We start from the raw sequence: 19159 nt of genomic DNA on the forward strand, positions 1-19159 counted from the left end.
GGGATCGGCCGCCGTGGACGGGGAATACACGACGGCGTACCGACATTTCAGCGACTCGCGGGAGTACGACGCGAATCGCTACGACGTGCTCAAGCGGTGCAGCCTCATGACCTGCCTGAGCGAACCCGCCTTCGACGTCGCCACCGCCGGATTCAGCTTCTCGTTCGACCAACTGCGGCGGGTCCTCGCCGCGTACCCCGCCGAGGACGGCTGGTACCAGCTCAACGGCATGATCCGCAAAGGCGCCTGGGCCGCCTGGTGGAGGGACGACCGCGAGGACTTCACAGCGGACGGACTGCCGGTCTCCATGGTCGCCACGGCCGCCCGCCTGGCCACCCATCTGACCGGCACCGAGGGCAACACCGCCATGGTCGAACGGCTGCGGCTCCTGGTGCTCGCCGGCGAACACCAGCAGGCGGGCGAGGTGTTCGACAAGTGGTACCCGGCCTTCGAGAACGTCGCCGACTTCGAGGTCTGCCGCAGGCTCGCGGAGGCCGTCGCCCCCAAGGACCTGCATCTGTTCGCCGCGGGCGCTCTCCCCGCCGAACTGCTGGAACGGCGTGCGCGGGCCGAACGCCGGCTGGAGATGAGCCGGGGGCTGCACGCGTACTTCGAACAGACCCGGCACTACGTGTCGCGCCGGGAGGCCGAGGGCATCCTTGAGTCGGCGGTCCTCGGCACCGCGCCCCCGGCCCAGGACGGGACGCCGGACGGATTTCCGCTCGGCCCGCCCCGCGTCATCCACCTGCACGCCGGTGGCGGCATGGGCAAGAGCACCCAACTCGCCTGGCTGGTGGCCAAGTTCGGCCTGGACCAGGACCCGCCCGTGCTGTCCGCCGTACTCGACGCGCAGACCATGGTGACCCAGCGCCTGCTCCACTTACCGGAACTCCTGCTGGTCAACGCCGCCGAGCGGTTCCTGGAACAGGCGGAGGTGCTCGGTTCAAAGCGGCGCAGTCAGCGCATGCGTGACTTCCTCGGGATGTACCGGCACCGCCGCAGGGACCTGGACCGGGAGTTCGTACCGCCGAGCAGCACCCCCTTGCAGCGGTGGGAGGCCACCCCGATGCCGGGGACGCCGGTGGACGACTTCGCCGACGCCCTGAACGAGATCGCGCAGGGCGCCCCGGTCCTGCTCTGTCTCGACACCACCGACGAACTGCTGCAGGCCGAAGAGGAGGAACTGGCCCCCCTGCTGCGGATGTTCAGCCACCTGACCGGCCAGGTCCTGTGCCTGCGGGTCGTACTGTCCGGCCGGTCGAACGTCACCGAGCGGCCCGTCTTCTGCGCGGCCTTCTCCGACGTGCCCTGGCGGGCCCTTGAGCTCAAGCCCTTCACCGCCCGGGAGGCGCGGAGCTACCTCGAACTCCGCGGGGTGACCGCCGACCGGGCGGCGCGGATAGTCGCCGTCTGCGAGGAGGACATCGAGGGCTCACCGGCCTTCAACCCGCTCGTCCTCGCCCTGCTCGCCGGCTCCCCGGACGAACTGCCGACGGCGGGGGAATCGGTCTACTTCAGTGTCATCGACCGCGAACTGCGCTTCATCCCCGACGAGGACGCCGCCGACGCCCTCATGTACTGCGCGGTCGCCCGGCATCCGACGTACGAGTACTTCCTGCAGGTCGTCGTGCCCCTGCTGTTCGACGGACGCGACCGTGCCGGTGAGGGCGGCCTGGATGGGCCCCACGACCCCAGGGAGCTGTGGGACCGGCTGATCGGCTACGCCAAGCGCTCGGCGTGGATCAGGGCCACCGACACCCGGCTCGACGTTCATGTCAACGTGCGGCGCGCGCTGCGCCACAGGATGCGTTCCATGAAGGTGGACGCCTGGCAGCGGTTCCACCAGTCGGCCTCCCAGCGCTGCGCCGAGTTGGCCGGGCGCGCGGGGAGCCCCGAGGAAGCGGCGGGATGGGTCGCCGAGCAGGTTTACCACCAGCTCCACTCCGCCGTGTACGAAAAGCGCGACCATGACGCGTTCCTCGACGAGGTCGCGCGGACCTGGCGCGACCAGGTCGCGGCGGCCTGGCAGCGGGGCGACTTCGCCACCGTGATCGACCTCGCCGACCGGCTGTTCAGCACCGATCTGGAGATCTCCGAGAACGAGGACGAGTGCCCCGGCCTGCCCGATCCGCGGGTGATGCCGCTGCAGCTCTGGTACGACATCGCGCTCGAACGGGCCTACGGCGAACTGCACGCCGTGCTCTACGGCGGCAGGTCCGGCTGGTTCGACGTCGCACGCTTCTCGAGGCTGGTCAAGCGCCGGGCCGCAATGACCCATGACGAAAGCTCGCCCAAGCCGGACCGGCTGCGCGCCGACATCATTGACGCCGCCCTGAAACTGCACGCCGGACTCCGCCAGGGCCTGGCCCCGGTGAACGAGGCACACGCGCTGCTGCGGGCCCTGCCGAAGGAGCCGCGCGACGCCGACGGTCCGGAGCACATCTGGATCGCCGACGCACAGCTCCTGCTGGCCAGTTGCGCGGTCAGGCTCGGCCGGGCCGAGCAACACGCCCACCACAGGCATGCCAAGGCCGACCACGACTACACCGCGATGTTCGAGACGGCCGCCCCGCTCCGGGCACCCCTGGCCGGACTCGTCGCCCGCTACGCGATGCAGGACTGGGACCTGGTGGACCGGCCCGATCTGGTACGGGCCTGGCACCGACGACTCCAGACGCTGCCGCACGCCGTGGACGAATGGACGCGTCTCCTGGTGGCCGACGCGGACCTGCGCTGCGGGCTTCCGCTGACGGCCGAGCTGGGCAACCGCTCCGGCTTCGGGCACGGTGTGCTGCGTGCCGACCTCCTCCACGCCAGGTCACAACTGCTGCTCGGCGAGGCGGAAGAGGCCGAGAGGCTGCTGCGGGAGGTCACCCTGCCCGCCGTGTCGGGACAGATGGAGCCCGATCTGGCCTTCGAGACCTTGATGGTGCTGGCCCGCGCCCACGCCCAACTGCTCGAACTCGCGGAGGCCGAGAAGTACGCCCGGATGGCGATGGGACGTGCCCGCGACGACGAACGCCGGTTGCTGGTGATGGTCCACCGGGCCGCCACCGCGCTGTCCGTCACCGGCGACCTCGGCCAGGCGGACCAGTGGATCTCCCTGTCCCGGCCACTGCGGGAGGAACCCCGGGGCGCGGCCGGCTCGGCCATGAACGGCGTCGAGTGCGCGCTGCTGCACCGCTGGGGACGCGTCGAGGACGCCGGGACACTGCTGCGGAGCTGGTCGGACCGGCTGCGGTCCCGGCTCGACGCACCGGGGGAGTCCGTCCCGCCACCCACCGCCGCCGAATGGCTCTCCCACGGTTTTCACGCCCTGGTGTGCGCTCCGGCCGACGAGGTCGGCGATCATCTCGCGACGGTCACCGAGGCACTGAAGTCCATCCCCGGCACGAACCGGCGGATGATGCTCCTCGCGGAGCAGGCCAGGCTCTACACGACCGTCGCCGAGGAGCCCGTGCTCACGGACCGGGCCCGCGTCAGGGCCCTCGAACGGCTGCTGCAACGGCAGCAGTCCGATCCCGGCGGCTCCGTGTCCGGCCGAGCCGCCGGCCTCGCCGCACTGTGGACGGCGGAACTCCGTACGATCATGCTCGGCCCGGGCACGCGAGCCGCCCCCGTGATGCGCACCGCCGTCTCCCGGCTCGGCGCCGACAACCGGCTGGTGCACGCGACCTGGCTGCGCCTGCACCGCGTGCTGCCCGCGGACGTCGCGCCCGCCCCCCTGCCCGCCGCGCAGGACCACGAGCTGGCGAAGCGGCCGACCCTGCGCGCGGCCGACCTGATCGCCAGGAACCACCGCACCAGCGGCCGCGACCGCCGCAAGGCCGTCGCCGAAGCCGCCGGACTCCTCCGCCTCACCAGGGATCTCGACGTGCCCACCGTCTGGCATCTGCGCGCCGCACGCGAGGGCGGCGACGTGGGCGTCCCGGCCGACACCCTGGCGGAACTGCTGGAGCAACCCCGGCTGGAGGAGGCCCGCTGCCGCAACCTGCAGTTCGCGCTGCGCCGGCTCGGCCGGTACGAGGGACCGGGGCTGCCCACGGGCAAGACCGACGAATCCTGGCGCAGGGCCTGGGCGGCCTTTCAAGGTGAGGCCCGCGGAGAGGTTTTCACCTATCTGCGGGAGGCCGTCCGCGCCGCGGCCGAGGAACGGCCGGTCACCCAGGTCGAGGTGAACGTCCGGGGCAGGGCCGTGGCCACCGCGCCGGTGTCCGGAACCGATCGTCCCGTGTCGCCGGGGACGGACCCGGCCGGGGGGCCCTTGGTCTGGCGGGCGACGGAGGACTTCCTGCTCGCGCGTGAGTCCCTGCGCCTGACCGAGGACGAGCCCGTGGACGTGATCCTCCTGCGCGGCGAGATGCGCCCGTTCGACCAGGGGGCGGCCCTGCGCCTGCCGGGCAGCGCCCGGTCCATCCGCCCCGAGGACGTCGATCGCGCCGTACGGCGTCTGTGCGCCGACCAGCGGCAGCCGCCCCCGCTCGTGGTGCTGGACGCGCTGTCGCAGGACACGGCGGACGGCGGGGACGCCCGGCTGGCCGATCTGTTCGCCTTCCAGCTGCACTTGCTGGGATTCATTCCGTCGGTGCTGGTCGCCGGGCCCGTGGACGCCGATCAGGACGGCAGCCTGCGCCGTACGGCCCGCGCTCACGCCGTCGCCTTCGGCCGGACCGCGCATCAGATCGCGGAGCGGCTGCAGCAGCAGTTCGCCGCACGGCACGGGGAGGACAGGTGGCGCGTGCCGCGTATCCGGCTGCTGACCCACATCCCCGAGGAGGAGAACTTCGGCATCGGGCTGCTCTGACGCCTCGCCGGACCGGCCCGCCCCGACCGGCCCGCTCGGCGGGACGGTCAGGGCAGCAGGTTGATGAACCTGACGGCGACCACGAACGCGATCACGACGCCGACGAGGAACAGCAGAGCCTTGCCGAGGAGTACGTAGTCATCGGTGTTCCCCTCCGGCTCCGCCGGTGCCGGGCCCCCGGCATGACGGGGCCCTCGCGCCTTGCCGCCCCGTCTGCCGCGCAGAAACCCGGTCCTGGGCCGAAGGCCGATGTCCGGCGGTCTGTCGGGCGGCGGAGGCACTTTCGTCAACGGCCCCAGGCGCAGGGCGACGCGAGTGGCCCACGGACCCAGCACGTCGAAGAAGGAGTGGTGAACGTCTAGTTCCCCCCGCTCCGTCTGATCGAGCATCCCCCGCATCACCGAGCGCAGCGGGTCGCTGGAGAAGAGGGTGTGCTGATCGCGGACGAACCAGGCCCAGTCGCGAGCCGGCTCCTCGTGGCACAGGGCGGGGCGGATCAGCAGGTCGAACAGGGACTGCGCGTCGTACCGGAACTCCGGGCGGCGCCCGGTTGCGCGCACCCCGAGCCGGCAACGGATCGCCGTGAGACACACGATCCTGGTCTGCGACTCGTTCCAGACCGCGGCCCGGCCCGACACCTCCCGCAGCAGCTCCTGCCCCTCCTCGTCGCTGCGCGCACAGAGCAGCCTCTCGACGAGCGCGGCGGCCTCCCGGTTGTGGCGCTCGGCGGCCGTGTCGGCGAAGAAGTCCTCGCCACTCGGGGAGAGCACGAACTCCTCCGGAGGCGGATCCAGCGGCGCCGCCGAGAGCCGTGGTGCCACGGGTTCCGGCTCGTCCGCCGGCTCGGGGACCTGGCCCGTCTCCGGCCCGTCGGGCGCGGGGTGTTCGTCCGGCTCCTCGGCGCTCTCCAGCGTCCCCTGGACCTCCTGTGCCTCCTGTGCCTCCTGTGTCACCTCCGCCTCTAGCTGCGTCTCTTCCGGCGCCCCCGCTGGATCCAGGGCCGGACCCGCGGGCAGGGCCCGGAGGGGGGCGGTTCCGGCGTGGCGGGCCAGCAGGTCGCGCAGCCGCTCGGCACGCTCGGCCGCAGTCATCTCGTACCAGCCCGACCGGTCGCGCAGGAGGTCGAGCCCCGGCAACCCGTGAGTCTGGTAGCGCATCACCAGCAGGGACGCGGCCTCATGCGCCGGACCGTCGGGCGCGAGCCGGCCACCGAGGCGCAGTCGGCCGTACTCACGGCTGCCGGGGAGGGGCCACTTGGGCATGACGATCAGGCGGTAGGCCTCGGATTCGACGGACTCCAGGGTGGAGAACGTCCAACGCCCGGGCACCACGGGGGAGAGCATGTCCACGAGGGCGAGCAGCGCGGCGCGCGGTTCCCCGGCGACCAGGGACGCGTCGATGGAGAACCTGGACCTGGGACGGGTCAGCAGCCACGTCGTCAAATAGCACAGCCCCTCGGTGAGGGCAGGCCCTCGACCGGTCTCCCGGAGCCGGTCCGCGCCCTCCCGGCCCCGGCGTTCCAGCTCGGTCGGGTCGGGTCGGTCAAGACGCTGGCCCAGCTCCACCCGAGCGAATTCGTCCCCCAGGGGCCAGTCGGACTCGTCGAGGCCCAAGGCCAGTTCCGCGGTGAGCCGGCCGGGCTCCGCGACAAGGGCGTGACTGAGGAGGTTCTCCCGCCGCAAGTGGTCGACGGTCATGACCCGGCGCACGACGACGTCCTGGTGGGAGGAGAGCCGTTCGTAGGCGATCGAGTTCCCGACGGCGTCGCCGGGAGGACGCAGAACGGCACTCGCGAGCTGGAAAAGGCTCACGTCCTGCGCCATGGGCAGGGACGAGGCCACCGGGCCGAAACCCCTGTTGCGGGAGGGATTGTCGGGTTGATACGTGCACACCACCTGGTGGATCCCGGCGTTCGAGACGGCCACGTCCTCACACCTTCCTCAGCCGCGGTGGGGACACCGGGGTGGCCAGCAGACCCCACATCTGGAACACGGACAGCAGTGGACCGAGCACCCGCCGGGGCCGGATGCCGCCGGCGAAGGCGGTGGGGGAACCGGACGCGGGAGAGCCGCCGTTGGGCGCGGGCAGCACCGCCGGGGACATGCCGGTGGCCGACACGAAGTGCAGGGTGCAGTGGCGGCACTCCATGAAGGGGCGCAGCCACGGGGTCGCCTGATGATGTTCCAGAAAGGCGAAGACGTCCTGGCTCTCCCGGAAGACGTCCTTGGGGTCCGGGGGACTGCTCGGCCGGCCGTCCTCGCGCAGCCACTGGTCGATCGGCGGCTCGAACCGCAGGACGTCGCACTTGTTCAGCACGATCGCCGTCGGCACGTCGCACAGCCCGTCGGTGCGCGGCAGCCGGTCCAGCACGGCCGAGAAGGTGGGGTCGGGTAGGCCCACCGTGTGCGGCTGGATCCCCGCCACTTCGCGGGCCAGCGACAGTTGCTTCAGCCGCAGCGCCCTGAGCGCGTCGACGACGAACACCAGCGCGTCCACGCCGAGCAGGAACTCGGTGGCCTTTCCGGGCAGATGGAGCGACTCCCCGGCGATGTCGAAGAAGGCCACCGGCACGGTCCGGCCGTTGACGGTGATCAGCAGGGCGTCGGTGAACTCGACGAAGTCCGTGGGCCGGGTGGCCGGCAGTACCTTGCCCGCCTCCAGCTGGTTGACCGCGCGGGCCAGGAACTCGTGGTGCTGGGAGGTGTTGACCGAACGGCAGCGGATGCCCAGGGAGTCCAGACCGCCCCGGCCGATCTCGGCCATCATCGCCGCCAGCAGATGGGTCTTGCCGGTGCCGGACTGCCCGACGAAGGCGACGGTCAGCGGTTTGCCGAACATCAGGTACGGCACCGGCAGGAAGTGCTGGTCCGGCTGGTCGTTGGGGCACTTGAGGAAGGAGCGGTTCAGCTGGTCCTGCCGCCGCATCGGGTTGGGCTCCGAATTCGGGTCCCACGGCACCATGTTGTTCGTCTCCGGATCGGACACGAACAACTGCCGTTCGTCCAGGTGCAGTTCCTGGAGGCAACTGGGGCAGTGCACCGGCTGCTGCTGGGGCGTTTCCTGGTTCACTGTGTGCCGTCTCCCGCCCTGCGGCCGCCGAATCCCCTGCGCCCCGGCCCGGTACGCGGTCGTCGCCATGCCCGGCCGCCGAACTGGTCGTACGAACCGCCGCGGCCGTCCGCCCGCTCCTCCGGTTCCGGCCGCTCCGGTTCGGGCCGTGCCTCCGCCGGCGCCATCGGCCACGCCGACGGCCCCTTGTCGTCGAGGAGTTCGGCGAACCGCAGCCGTCCCGCCGCCAGGGGGTCCGAGGGGCGGCCGAGGTCCTCCCAGGGGTCCGGGGCGGCGATGCGCCGCAGCATCGTCCGCGCGTCCGGCCGCTGCTCGGCGCGTTCGGCGAACACGTCCTTGAGCAGGTCGTCACGTACGGGACCGGCGACCGGCGGCATCCGGGTGCCGCTCGGTTCCCGGGCGTGGGCGACGAAGTACACGAGCTGACCGGCGCTCCAGATGTCGTCGCGGTGGTCGTTCGCGCCGACCCCCTCGCGCTGCTCGGGCGGCGCCCATGGCAGTGCCCCCATCCGCTGCCGCGGCCGGCCCACCCGGTCGGCGCTGCCGAAACCGGTCAGCTGCACCCGGGAGCCGTCCCAGCGCACCGTCGCCGGGCTGATCGACCGGTGCACAAGACCCGCCCACTCCAGCAGCCGCAGGGCCCGGAACAGGCTGGACTCGAACTTCTTCTGCTCGGCCGACAGCATCAGCGCACCGGCCCGTTCGGCCAGGGTCCGCCCGTCGCGCGGGAGGTCGAGCAGCAGGAAGGGCTGCTCCACCTCGATGCCGTACCCGGCCAGCCGACTGAACTCGGGGGGATAACTGACCTCCATGAAGGCGCGGACCAGGGTGAGTCCGGCACGGATCTCGGCCTCCAGCGCGTCCACACTCTCCGCGCGGGTGGTGTACGCCGGCAGCAGACGCCGCTGCAGATACAGCCGCCCGTCCTCCAGCCGGATGGTCCGGGTGCGGAAACCGGAGGCGGGGGTGGGCTGTTCGTCGACGCCGTAGTCGAGGACCCGGACCCGTTCGGGCATGCCGGAGGAGTCGACGAAGGACAGGCTCTCGTTCATCCCGTCACGCTCCGGGCTGCCGTGCGTACCATCCGGGCTTCCTTGCGTACCAATCGTGCGCGTCCTTCCCCGTCACCCTGTCTCGCCCGACGCGTGCGAGGCCGACGGGAAGGACGAGGGGTCCCCGGCGGGGGCACCGTCCGCGTCCGGGGCCGGCCACACGGGCCGTACCGCTCCCGTCGACAGGGGCACCAGCCGCAGGAGTCCGGCGAACCGGCCGGAGGCGGTCCAGACGATCTCCGGCATCCCCGCCTCGGCCGCAGAGCCGCCCTGCGCGGCCCAGCGGGCGCCCCGCGGGGCCTCGGAGCCGCCGTCGCCCCGGCCGCCGGCGCCCTTGTCCGCGCCCGAGGAACTCACCACGGCCTTCCAGAAGGCCCCCTGCATGGCCTGCGGTACGAAGCCGAAGCTGCGCGCGGCGCCCGGCGCGCGGTCGAGCATGCGCAGCTGGTCCGGGGAGCACAACTGCAGCGCCTCATTGCGGCTGTCGGGCAGCAGGACGTCGACGATCCGGCGCAGGTCCACCCCGACGAGGGTGGCCGGATCGGGGCGGCCGGCCGACGCCGACGCGAACGGGGGCGGAGGGGTCGTGCCCATCCGCGCCAGCTGCTGCTGGTACTCGTGCATCAGCTCGTCGGTGCGGGAGACCACGGGCAGCGCCGCGGCGCTGGACGGGTCGCGCAGCACGACCTCCCAGTACGGGGCGAGCACCTCGGCCACCAGATCGGTGACGTCCCCGGCGAGGGTCGTCCGCAGCGCCTCCCCGGCCTGGCCGACGTACTCCACGGCGAACGTACTGCCGCCGCGCCCGCCGGAGGGACCGGTACGGCCGCTGCCGCGCTGGGCGGAGTCCCAGGCCGGGCGGGCTCTCCGGCCGAGCTGCTCGGCGAACTCCGCCAGGGTGTCGCAGACCGACTGCACCAGATGGGCCAGCGCCTTGGCCTGGTCGGACGCCCCGGCCCGGGCGTCCGCCAGCAGCCAGTGCTGCAGGACGCCCTGGTCGAGGACGTCACCGAGCCGCTCCACGGCCTCGGCGGCCTCCGCCAGGCAGGCGTCGGACCGCCACTGGCGTACGGCCGCGACCCACAGCGAACGCGCCGACAGGGCCGTCGCCAGCAGGGCCAGTACGAGCAGCGGCGCGCCGGTCCACACCGGTGGCCCGAGCGTGCGCAGACCCACCCCCGCCGCGCCGCCCACCAGCCAGGCGACGGCCAGCGCGGCGGCGGTGGCCGGGGGAACCCGGCGGGGCGAACCTGCGGTGCGGACCGCACCGAGCCCGACCAGCACCAGGACGACGAGGACACCCCACACTCCCAGGGGGCTCAGCCCCGCCAGCAGTGCGGCCGCGGCCGCCCACAGGGCCGGCGGCACCGGATCGGTGCCGATCACCGGTGGCGGCGGATCGCTCAGCGTGTCGAGCAGGTCGTCGGGGCAGATCCGGTGCAGCCGGTCCAGCTGGGCCGCGCTCCCGGTGGGCACCGCACGCCCGGCGAAGTCCCGCAGCCAGGAGACGATCTCGGGCAGCGGGCGGCGTCTGCGCAGCCGCTGCACCACCTGGCCGCGCAGTTCCTCGCCGACCTCCTCGGGGCGGGTGCCGGGCACCAGCGGGAGCTGGACGCCCATCTGCGCGAGATGGTCACGGCCGTCCGCGTCGAGCCCCGCCCGCCCGTCGGCCCATGCGAAGGTCTGCTCGATGGCGTCCCGGTAGTCGGCCAGGGCGTACCCGGCCTCCCGCGCCGACTGCGCCACGTCGTCCGCCGGGTCGCCCGGCCCCAGCAGCCCGCGCCAGCCCGCCAGCACGTCCAGCCGGTCGTTCAGCCGGCCGAGGCATTCGGCGGTGCGCCAGTGGGCCTGCCGCAGCACACTGCCCTCCGGCAGGCACTCCTCCACCGACAGGTCCTCGGGCTGGACATCGCCGGTGAGCACGTCCAGGGCTCCGCCGGGAGCGGGCCCGGAGCGCAGTTCGTCCGGTGGCGAGACACAGGCGTCCAGGGCCAGCAACTGGACGCGCATCAGGTCCTGTTCGGGCACCTCGTGCACGAGCAGCCGCAGGGCGGGGCTGGCGACGGCGCCCGGCAGGTCGCTCAGCGCGTCCATCGCCTCGTCGAACACCTCGGCCACGCGCAGCAGATCGATGAGGGGTTCCAGCCCGACGATGTCGTCCGCGGCGAGGTCCGTGTCGGTCAGCGCCAGCGAGCCCGCCTGGCCCGGGCGCCAGCCGATGCCCCGTACGTCGCCGATCCACAGCGTGGCCGCGACCGGGGGCCGCAACTGCGCGGGCAGGCTCAGCACCCGCTCGTCCGGCCCCGGCAGCTCTCCCACCGCCAGGCACAGCAGGTTTCCCACCAGGGGGTTGGAGCACAGCCGTTCGTAGGCGGCGTGGTGTACGGGCAGCGCGGCGACCGTGTCGATGACGAGGACGCGCGAGACGTCCGCGGAGCGTACGTGCGCGTCGCGCATCGCGTCGCGGAAGCGTTCTTCCAGGGCCCGCGGGTCCATCACCTCCGTCAGCTCGTGGCGCAGGTCGATACAGACGACGAGCCGGTCGTCGGTGGAGCCGGTCATGGTCACTCTCCCCGCGGGTCCTTGGTCAGGTCGGCGCCGAAGCGCCGGTCGTGCACCGGGGGCTGGTAGGGGCCCGACGCGGGCTGGAAGGACTGGTGGAGTTTGCGCAGGGTCCAGCCGGACATCCGGTGCGCCCGGGGGAAGGGCAGGTCGAGGGCGCCGGGCAGGATCTCCTTCCAGAAGGCGGCCAGGTCGGCGAACCCGGCCGGCCGCTGTCCGTCCTCCTGCCTGGCCAGCACCTCCATCAGCCTGCTCTGCTGCGGCGCCACCTCGTGGACCAGCGTGTGGAACAGGCCGTGCGGGGGGATCGGCGACACCTCAAGGCCCAAGGGGGTGGTGGTCATCAGCTGTTCGCAGAAGGCGTTGCGGATGCCGCCGCTGTCCTCGGCGAGCGTCCAGGCCTCGTACGCGCGCAGCAGGTTGCCCCAGCTGGACAGGCCGCCGCCGGGGGCGTCGAGCGGGCAGACCATCGCGGCGGATTCCCGGTCCTGCAGCCCGATGCGGATCTGGCGCGGGCTGGTGATGTCACCGAAGACCTGGACCTGGTTGTTCCACATGGCGCACAGCAGCCGGTGCAGGATGTGGCGCCGGTCCGCGGCCGTGCCCATCAGGAAGTCGTAGCCGTAGCCCAGCCGTTGGCGCCATCTCAGGTGGTCGCCCGGCTGCTCGGCGGCGAGCGCCTCCGCCCACAGGGTGAGGGTCTCGCGCACCTCGGGCACTTCGGTGAGGCTCATGGAGCTGCGGAAGAGCACCACGGTGATGGACTCCGTGGACACCGGCCGGAACTCGATCTCGCGTTCGCTGTCGCGCGGCAGCCGCATCTCGCGCTCCAGGAACCTGCGTACGGTCGAGTCGGAGGAGGTCGCCGGGTACACGATGAGCACCTTCAGCCGGCCGCTGCCCTCCGGCGAGAAGCCGACCGGCAGCAAGGAGGCCAGCTTGTGCCGGCACTGTTCGAGCGCGTCGTCGCCGACCTGTCCGCCCCCGCCCGTGGCCGCCTCGGACAGCAGGGTGCCCAGGCGCGGCAGCAGCGGGCGCTCCTCCCGGTCGCCGGGCTCCACGAACAGTCGCTTGATCCGGTGCTGGAGCTGGTCCTTGATGACATGGACCGCGCGGCGCGGGTCGGAGCGGGCCTCACCGAACGCGGCCCGCCACTGCTCGGAGCTCACCAGGCGGCCCAGCAGGGCCCGTTCGTCGTCGGACTCGCGCAGCCCCTCGGCCAGCAGCAGGCGGCGTACGACCGCCTCGTAGAACGAGGTCAGATCCGCCTGTGCGGGTAGCAGGTACGACACACCCGTGCGGGGCCGGTACAGGTGCCGGGTGCGCTGGCTGAAGGAGGCGTGCTCCTCGTCCGCCTGCTCGCGGAAGGCGGCGAGCAGCGCGTTGAGCTCGGACTTGACTCCCGCCAGTGTGCGGTCCCAGCGCGGCGCGTGGTCGGCCCAGTGGCGGTGCCAGGTGCGCCGGGACTCCCACTGGTACCACGTGTCCTGCTCCTGGAGCACGGCCGTGACCTCGGGGTCCGTCCACTTGGCCTTGACCAGTCCGCCCATGCGGTCCCGGATGCCGCGGGGCTGCGGGGGACCGGTGGTCAGTCCGGGCGGGCGCTCGGGCTCCCGGCGCCGGTTCTCCAGCAGACCGGCGAACCCGACCCGGTCCAGCCGGTCCTTGGCACCGGGATCCCCGAGTACCACCCGGTGCAGTTCGGTGACGTCGCACCGGCCCAGCAACTGCCGTACTCCGCGCACCGGGTCGAAGCCGGCCGCCAGCTCGGCCACGCGCTGGCGCAGTTGCCGGTCCAGGTCGCCGAGCGCGTCCTCCATGGCGGTTTGCCGGGTGGCGAGCGCGTCGAGGATGGCACGGGCTCCGGTCACCGGACGGGGCTCGTTGATGGGCAGGCTGGTCCGGCTCCACAGCGGGTCGATGTTCGAGGCGGTGAAGAACTCACGGACGAGTTCCCGTCCGGAGCCGTCCGGGGGGCGCGGCGCCGCGTCCTGCTGGCGCAGCGCGGTGGCCTGGAGGCGCGAGGCGAGCAGTTCCGCCAGCTCGTCGACCGGCACGGTCATGGAGGCGACCAGGCTGGTCGACACCCCCCGGTGCCCGATGCCGGTCGGCGCCACGGCCGCCCGCTCGACGTTGGTGTTGATGAAGGAGTCCGCGAAGGACTGGTAGAGGTGGTCGCTGTCGTGGGTGCGGCCGTCGTCGTCGCCGAGTTCGGTGCCGAGCAGCGACATCACCAGCGAGACCACACTGCGGTGCAGGTCCTCGCGCTCGATGCCGGAGGTGCGGCTGAACAGGAACGCGGTCTGCGCCGTCGAGGGGCGCAGCCGTACCGCCAGCCCGCCCGGGTACTCCAGCCTCAGCTGGCCCTGGGTGCCCACGTCGTCCAGGTCGTCCTCGGCGTCGGGCGCGTTCTGGTCGTCGACCAGTCGGAACAGGTCCACCAGCGCCCGGCCGGCGTTGAGCCGTGCGGCCCGGCCGCCGCCGCGGCCGTCGTCGAACGCGGACGGCATCAGCACCAGCGGATAGATCTTCACCCGGTAATGAGCCTCTTCGAAGGCCTGTCCGATCAGGTGGAGGTAGTCGTAGAAGATGCCCGAACCGGTGCCGCCGGCCACCGAGAAGGCCACGAACACGTCGCAGCTGTCGGCCAGCGTGCCGCCCAGCGAGGTCAGGTCACCGCCCGACTTGCTGATCATCGAGATCGCCTCGCGCAGCGGCGCCATGGCCGGGCCGAGGCCACTGCGGAAGGTCTCGAACAGGGCCGCCCGGCCGACCGTGGGCAACTGACCGGCGCCCCGGATGAGCGGGGCGATGCGTGGTTCGCCGGAGCGGGGCGGCAGCCAGGAGCACAGCGGTCCGGGCAGGTTGGTCCGCAGGCTGCGGGACACCTCCGGATAGGAGTCGAACCGGGGCAGCAGCCCGAACGTGGCGTGCGAGGTCCGGCTGTACGCGGCCTTCAGCGGGCCTTCGGCGCGCATGTGCGGCAGCCGGTTGAGTTCGGCCTCGTTGAGGTCGGCGTACACGAACTGCACACAGTCCGGCAGTTGGTAGGGCAGCAGCTGGCGGCCACGGAGCACGGGGAACAGGCTGGTGCCGTCGGGACCGCACAGCGCCTCGCGCAGTCTGTTCTCCAGTTCCGCGCCGATGAGGCACCCCGTGCCCCCGAGGCCGACGAAGAGCATCGGCTGATAGATCTTCACAGGGATTCACCTCGTGGGGACATGGTGTACGCGCGCGGCTCACCGGCGGTCGGTCCGCCGGGTCCGCGGACGACGCCCGCGTCAGAAGTCGTCGTCATAGGGCCGCCGTGCGGTCATGGTGGCGTTCTGGGCAGCGGATCCGCCCCGGCCGCGGCCCTGCCGGTTCCGCGCCCCCGACTGCTCCTTCGGCGCGGCCCGCTCCCCGCCGCGCACCCCTCGGCGGGTACCGGCCAGGCGCGTCGAGCGGGTCGTGGGGCGGTGGTCGGCGAACCCCAGGGACAGGCTGTCGGAGAGGGCGGAGCGCTGGCTGCGGGGGACCACGATCCGCTTGCCGCCCGGCAGCCGGACGCTGAGGCCGCCGTCGGTGGTCCGGCGCACCCGGTGCCGGCCCGGCGAGTCGTCCAGCAGGAGCCGCTGGCTGCCACCGGCGGCGGCTCGGAGGGAGAAGCCGAACTCGGCACCGGCGTTGGCGGGTGCCCGCAGGCGGCTGAGCTCCATGTCGCCGCGGTAGAGGATCAGTTGGATGTCGGAGGTGTCGCGGACCCGTCGGCGGTCCTGCCAGCGCAGTCCCAGCAGCACCGCCAGCGCCAGCACCAGCGCGGCCCCGGCGCCCACGTGCTTGTCGTACCGGTCGAGGAAGCCGGGCACCGGCACGACCCTGACCCTGACGAAGGTGGTCGCGACGACCTGGCCGGAGGTCTCGTCCCGCAACGTCAGCCTGCCGGGCACCGCGCCGTGCGCCGTGTCCGGTGCGAAGTCGAGGCTCAGCGGCACACGCACGGTCTTCCCGGCGGCCACGGTGATCTTCCCCGGGCTCACGGCGGGCGCGTTGCCCTTCGAGCCGCCGAGCAGTGCCAGGCTCAACCGGTGCGCGGTGTCGTCGTCGTTGCGCAGTTCGATGCTGCCGCGCGCGGTGTCACCGGGGTGGACCTCGTGGTCCTCCAGCACGAGGGCGCCGCTCAGCAGCGGCTCTGCGGCGGCCACCGCCGTGGGCAGCGGGCTCTCGTCGCCCGCGATGCCCTCGCCGACCATCAGACCGGTGAAGGACAGGGCGCCGTCGGCGGTGCGCGGTACGGTGACGCGGGCGGAGAACTCCCCGTCGTGGGCCCGTGGATCGGTTCCCTCGCCGTCGTCGGCGAGGCGCACGGTACGGGCCGGGAAGCCGTCGCCCGTCAGCTTCACCGACACCTTGATCCCGGCGAGCTGGGCGGGCTCGGTGAGTACGACGCCCTGCCGGGTCTGCAGGGTGACATGGGCGGTGACCTGCTGCCCGGCTCTCGGGGAGGGTGGGTCGACCACGATGTAGGAGCGCAGGACGCCCTGCCAGATCGCGGTGGCGGTGATCCGCTGCGCCGGTGCCCCGTCGAGCACTTCGACATGGACCCGCCAGGTGCCGGGGTAGGGGTTGCGGATGCGCAGGGCCTCCACGGGGCCGGATTGGCCGACCAGTTCGAACTCCGAACCGTCGGCCCTGCCGTTCAGTGGCACCTTGTGTCCGCGCGGGTCGTAGTACGTCACCGTGACGTCGTCCGCGTTCTCCTTGATCACATCGATGGTCCCGTCCGTCGCCACGGGCGGGATCGTCACCTCCAGGTCGGCGCTCGACTCCACGGACTCCGCGTCACCGGAGGTCGTGCGCGCGCAGCGCGCGCCCGCGAAGGCGGTGAGCAGGACCTCGGCCACGTCGTCGGAGCCCTTGGTGACCCGCGCGGCGGGGCGGGCGGAGGGCAGATCGGCGCAACGGCTCTGGTAGCCGCCCTCCGCCAGCTCGTCGAGCTGCTTCCGGTCGATGGACGAGCCGAAGCCGAGGGGCCAGATCTGCACCTTCTCCGCCCGTGCCTGCGCGACCTTCTTCGCGAGCGCCTTCTCGGCGTTGGCGTTGCGCGAGGCGGGATCGTCGCCGTACGCGGGGCTGTCATGGACGTCGAGCCGTCCGTCGGTCAGCAGGAAGACGATCTTGGGGGTGCCCTCGTCGCTGTCGGAGAGCAGGGACAGTGCCTGTGTCAGGGCCGCCGGGAAGTCGGTGCCGTTGCCCTCGGCGTCGGTGCGCCGGTGCAGCCGGGTCACGCAGGAGCTCAGCCGCTCCCGGCCGGCCGCGTCCGCGCGGGTGGGCGGGCACACGGTCTCGACGGGTCCCGGGCCCGATCCGGTCGCGCTGCCGAAGCCGACCACGGCCACGCGGGATTTCTCGGACACCTCTCCGAGCGCGAGCACCGCGGCGGCCGCGCGCTCCGCTGCGACATCGGCCTTGGACAGGCTCCCGGACTCGTCCACCAGCACAACGAAATCAACCGGTTCCGGGCTCAGGGCCCGCTGATCTCCGTCGGCGTGGGCAGGCGGGGGAAAATTCAGGGGCAGCAGCGCGAGTAGGAGGGCGCATATCCATCTCGCCGCGCCCCGCGGGTCGTCCGGTCGAAATACGGTGCGGCGTATTGAGTCTCGCGGCGTTCTGTTCTGCCGTGTCGACGAAGGGCAGGAGGCGCCCGTCATCATCGGCCCACCCCCCTGACAACCCGCGAGACCGTGCAGTAGTTGTAGCACCGGGCGATGACGGGCGGTAAGGGTTTGACCCAATTCGAAGAGTGTGACTGTTGATCGCGGGGAAATGGGGTGGGGATTAGCCCGGCGTTCGAATATTCGTCCGCACTGGGCCGTTATTCGGAATCCCGGTTTCCGTGTTTGTTCGATGGAATTAGTTCATTCGTTCCAGTTTTCGAATGGGGGGTGCTTGCTCTGTCCGGTCAGGCCGGGCGGCGGGCTCAGGTGCCCCGCCTCCGGCTCTCGGCCGCCGCGAACAGGGCGCCGGCCAGGACGAGCAGGGTGACGCTCGCGTACACCTCGTAGCCGTCCAGGAAGTCGAGCCTGTGCACCAGGCCCACCTTCCAGTCGACGAACGAGTGCAGCAGACCCGCCAGGCCCTGCAACAGGGCGACGACACCGAGGAACTCCAGTAGCGGCTTCATGGCACGAGCCTCGCGCCGCGACCCGGGCCCGCACATCGGCCGCGGGGCGAGCGCCCGCCGACGGAAGTCCACGCTCCGGCCGCCCGTCGCGCCGAAAGTATGCGATGCCGCGACTTTGGTCGACGATGACCTCGCGAGTGCGGTGCCGCGGCGCCGGGCTGCGTAGATTTGTCGATCGTGAGTGGTGAAACCCCGAGCCCCGAACCGCAGCCCTTCCCGGCGCAGCGCTGGCTGCTGCCCTCGGCCGTGGTCAAGGAGCTCGACCCCGACGGGGGACGCCCGGGGCGGCGGCACCGGCGTACCGCGCGGGACTGGGTCGTCGACTTCAGCTGCTTCCTGGTGGCCGTCTTCATCGGCCTGGTGTCCGCCGACACGATCGACCGGGAGAACATTCCCGACCCCCTGGCCGTCGTCGACCAGCTCCTCGGCGCGCTCGCCTGTGCGGCGGTCTGGCTGCGGCGGCGCTGGCCGCTGGGGTTCGCCGTGGCGATGGTCCCGGTCAACTTCGTGTCCGTCACCGCGAGCGGCGCCGCCCTGGTCGCGATCTTCACCCTCGCCGTGCACCGGCCCTTCCGGTACGTGGCCTGGGTGAGCGGCGCAGCGCTGGCCATGAGCGCGGTCTTCTACTGGCTGCGCCCCGACCCCGATGTGCCCTACCCGTGGATCGTCCTCCTCGCCGCGATGCTGAACGCCGCCGTCGTCGGCTGGGGCATGTTCGTCCGGTCCAAGCGGCAGCTGATGCTCAGCCTGCGTGACCGGGCGCGGCGCGCCGAGACCGAGGCCCAGTTGCGTGCCGAGCAGGCGCAGCGGCTGGCCCGCGAGGCCATCGCGCGGGAGATGCACGACGTCCTCGCCCATCGGCTGACCCTGCTCAGTGTGCACGCGGGCGCACTGGAGTTCCGGCCGGACGCGCCCCGGGAGGAGATCGCCCGGGCCGCCGGTGTGATCCGGGAAAGCGCCCACGAGGCCCTCCAGGACCTGCGGGAGATCATCGGCGTGCTGCGCGCGGGGGAGCGGGACGACACCAGCCGGCCCCAGCCCACCCTGGGCGGGCTGGAGTCCCTGGTCGCCGAGTCCCGGGAGGCCGGGATGAAGGTCACCCTCGCCAACCGCGTCACCGACCCCGCCGCCGTCCCGGCCTCCGTAGGCCGCACCGCCTACCGCATCGCCCAGGAGGGCCTGACCAACGCGCGCAAGCACGCCCCCGGCGCCGAGGTCACCGTCACGGTCACCGGCGCCCCGGGCGACGGCCTGCACATCCGCGTCCGCAACCCGGCGCCGGAGCACGACGCGGCCCCCGTTCCCGGCTCGGGCCAGGGCCTGATCGGACTCACCGAGCGCGCGACCCTGACCGGTGGCCGCCTGGAGCACGGCCCGACACCGGACGGCGGATTCGAGGTACGGGCATGGCTGCCCTGGGGGTGACAACTGCGCCCGGCGGGAACGCGGTTGACTTGCCCGGACGAATGGAAGACCTTTGATCGTTCCATTCGCCCCGGCATCCGCGGG

The 19159-nt window shown here is 72.4% G+C and carries 9 protein-coding genes; 2 read left to right on the forward strand and 7 right to left on the reverse strand.

Annotation, left to right across the window (positions count from 1 at the left end):
• Positions 1-13: 13 nt before the first annotated feature.
• Positions 14-4804 (forward strand): hypothetical protein, encoded by a 4791-nt coding sequence (locus ACZ7L7_RS00595; RefSeq protein WP_471592875.1) that lies wholly within the window; start codon positions 14-16, stop codon positions 4802-4804.
• Positions 4805-4851: 47 nt separating this feature from the next.
• On the opposite strand, the gene ACZ7L7_RS00600 is transcribed toward ACZ7L7_RS00595, so the two are convergent.
• The 7 genes from ACZ7L7_RS00600 to ACZ7L7_RS00630 all read right to left on the reverse strand — a co-directional run bounded on the left by ACZ7L7_RS00600 (position 4852) and on the right by ACZ7L7_RS00630 (position 17650).
• The gene (locus ACZ7L7_RS00600; RefSeq protein WP_472074290.1) at positions 4852-6729 is read right to left on the reverse strand and encodes a hypothetical protein; all 1878 of its coding nucleotides are present in this window, start codon (positions 6727-6729) and stop codon (positions 4852-4854) included.
• 4 nt (positions 6730-6733) lie between these two features.
• Complete coding sequence (locus ACZ7L7_RS00605; protein WP_453603544.1) at positions 6734-7873, reverse strand: ATP-binding protein; 1140 nt, start codon at positions 7871-7873, stop codon at positions 6734-6736.
• Positions 7870-8925 (reverse strand): serine/threonine-protein kinase, encoded by a 1056-nt coding sequence (locus ACZ7L7_RS00610; RefSeq protein ID WP_471592877.1) that lies wholly within the window; start codon positions 8923-8925, stop codon positions 7870-7872. Before ACZ7L7_RS00610 ends, ACZ7L7_RS00605 begins: the two co-directional genes overlap by 4 nt.
• 72 nt (positions 8926-8997) lie before the next feature.
• Positions 8998-11487, reverse strand: coding sequence for a hypothetical protein (locus ACZ7L7_RS00615; protein ID WP_285512935.1), 2490 nt, complete (start codon positions 11485-11487; stop codon positions 8998-9000).
• 2 nt (positions 11488-11489) lie between these two features.
• Positions 11490-14687 carry a tubulin-like doman-containing protein gene (locus ACZ7L7_RS00620; protein WP_285512934.1) on the reverse strand — a complete coding sequence of 1066 codons (3198 nt, stop codon included), beginning with the start codon at positions 14685-14687 and terminating at the stop codon, positions 11490-11492.
• Positions 14688-14768: 81 nt separating this feature from the next.
• On the reverse strand, positions 14769-17180 hold the full coding sequence (locus ACZ7L7_RS00625) for a VWA domain-containing protein (RefSeq protein WP_471430226.1): 2412 nt from the start codon (positions 17178-17180) through the stop codon (positions 14769-14771).
• Between the two features lie 266 nt (positions 17181-17446).
• Positions 17447-17650: a hypothetical protein gene (locus tag ACZ7L7_RS00630; RefSeq protein WP_285512933.1), complete on the reverse strand. Its 204-nt coding sequence runs from the start codon at positions 17648-17650 to the stop codon at positions 17447-17449.
• A gap of 177 nt (positions 17651-17827) precedes the next feature.
• On the opposite strand from ACZ7L7_RS00630, the gene ACZ7L7_RS00635 reads away from it, so the two are divergent.
• The gene (locus tag ACZ7L7_RS00635; protein ID WP_453603537.1) at positions 17828-19075 is read left to right on the forward strand and encodes a sensor histidine kinase; all 1248 of its coding nucleotides are present in this window, start codon (positions 17828-17830) and stop codon (positions 19073-19075) included.
• Positions 19076-19159: the final 84 nt, after the last annotated feature.

The organism is Streptomyces sp. NPDC110618, assembly GCF_055657065.1.

What these genes read in the sequence shown, in the direction of transcription:
- ACZ7L7_RS00630 (WP_285512933.1), bottom strand. Translation starts at nt 17,650, where the DNA reads ATGAAGCCGCTACTGGAGTTCCTCGGTGTCGTCGCCCTGTTGCAGGGC.
- ACZ7L7_RS00610 (WP_471592877.1), bottom strand. Translation starts at nt 8,925, where the DNA reads ATGAACGAGAGCCTGTCCTTCGTCGACTCCTCCGGCATGCCCGAACGG.
- ACZ7L7_RS00625 (WP_471430226.1), bottom strand. Translation starts at nt 17,180, where the DNA reads ATGATGACGGGCGCCTCCTGCCCTTCGTCGACACGGCAGAACAGAACG.
- ACZ7L7_RS00615 (WP_285512935.1), bottom strand. Translation starts at nt 11,487, where the DNA reads ATGACCGGCTCCACCGACGACCGGCTCGTCGTCTGTATCGACCTGCGC.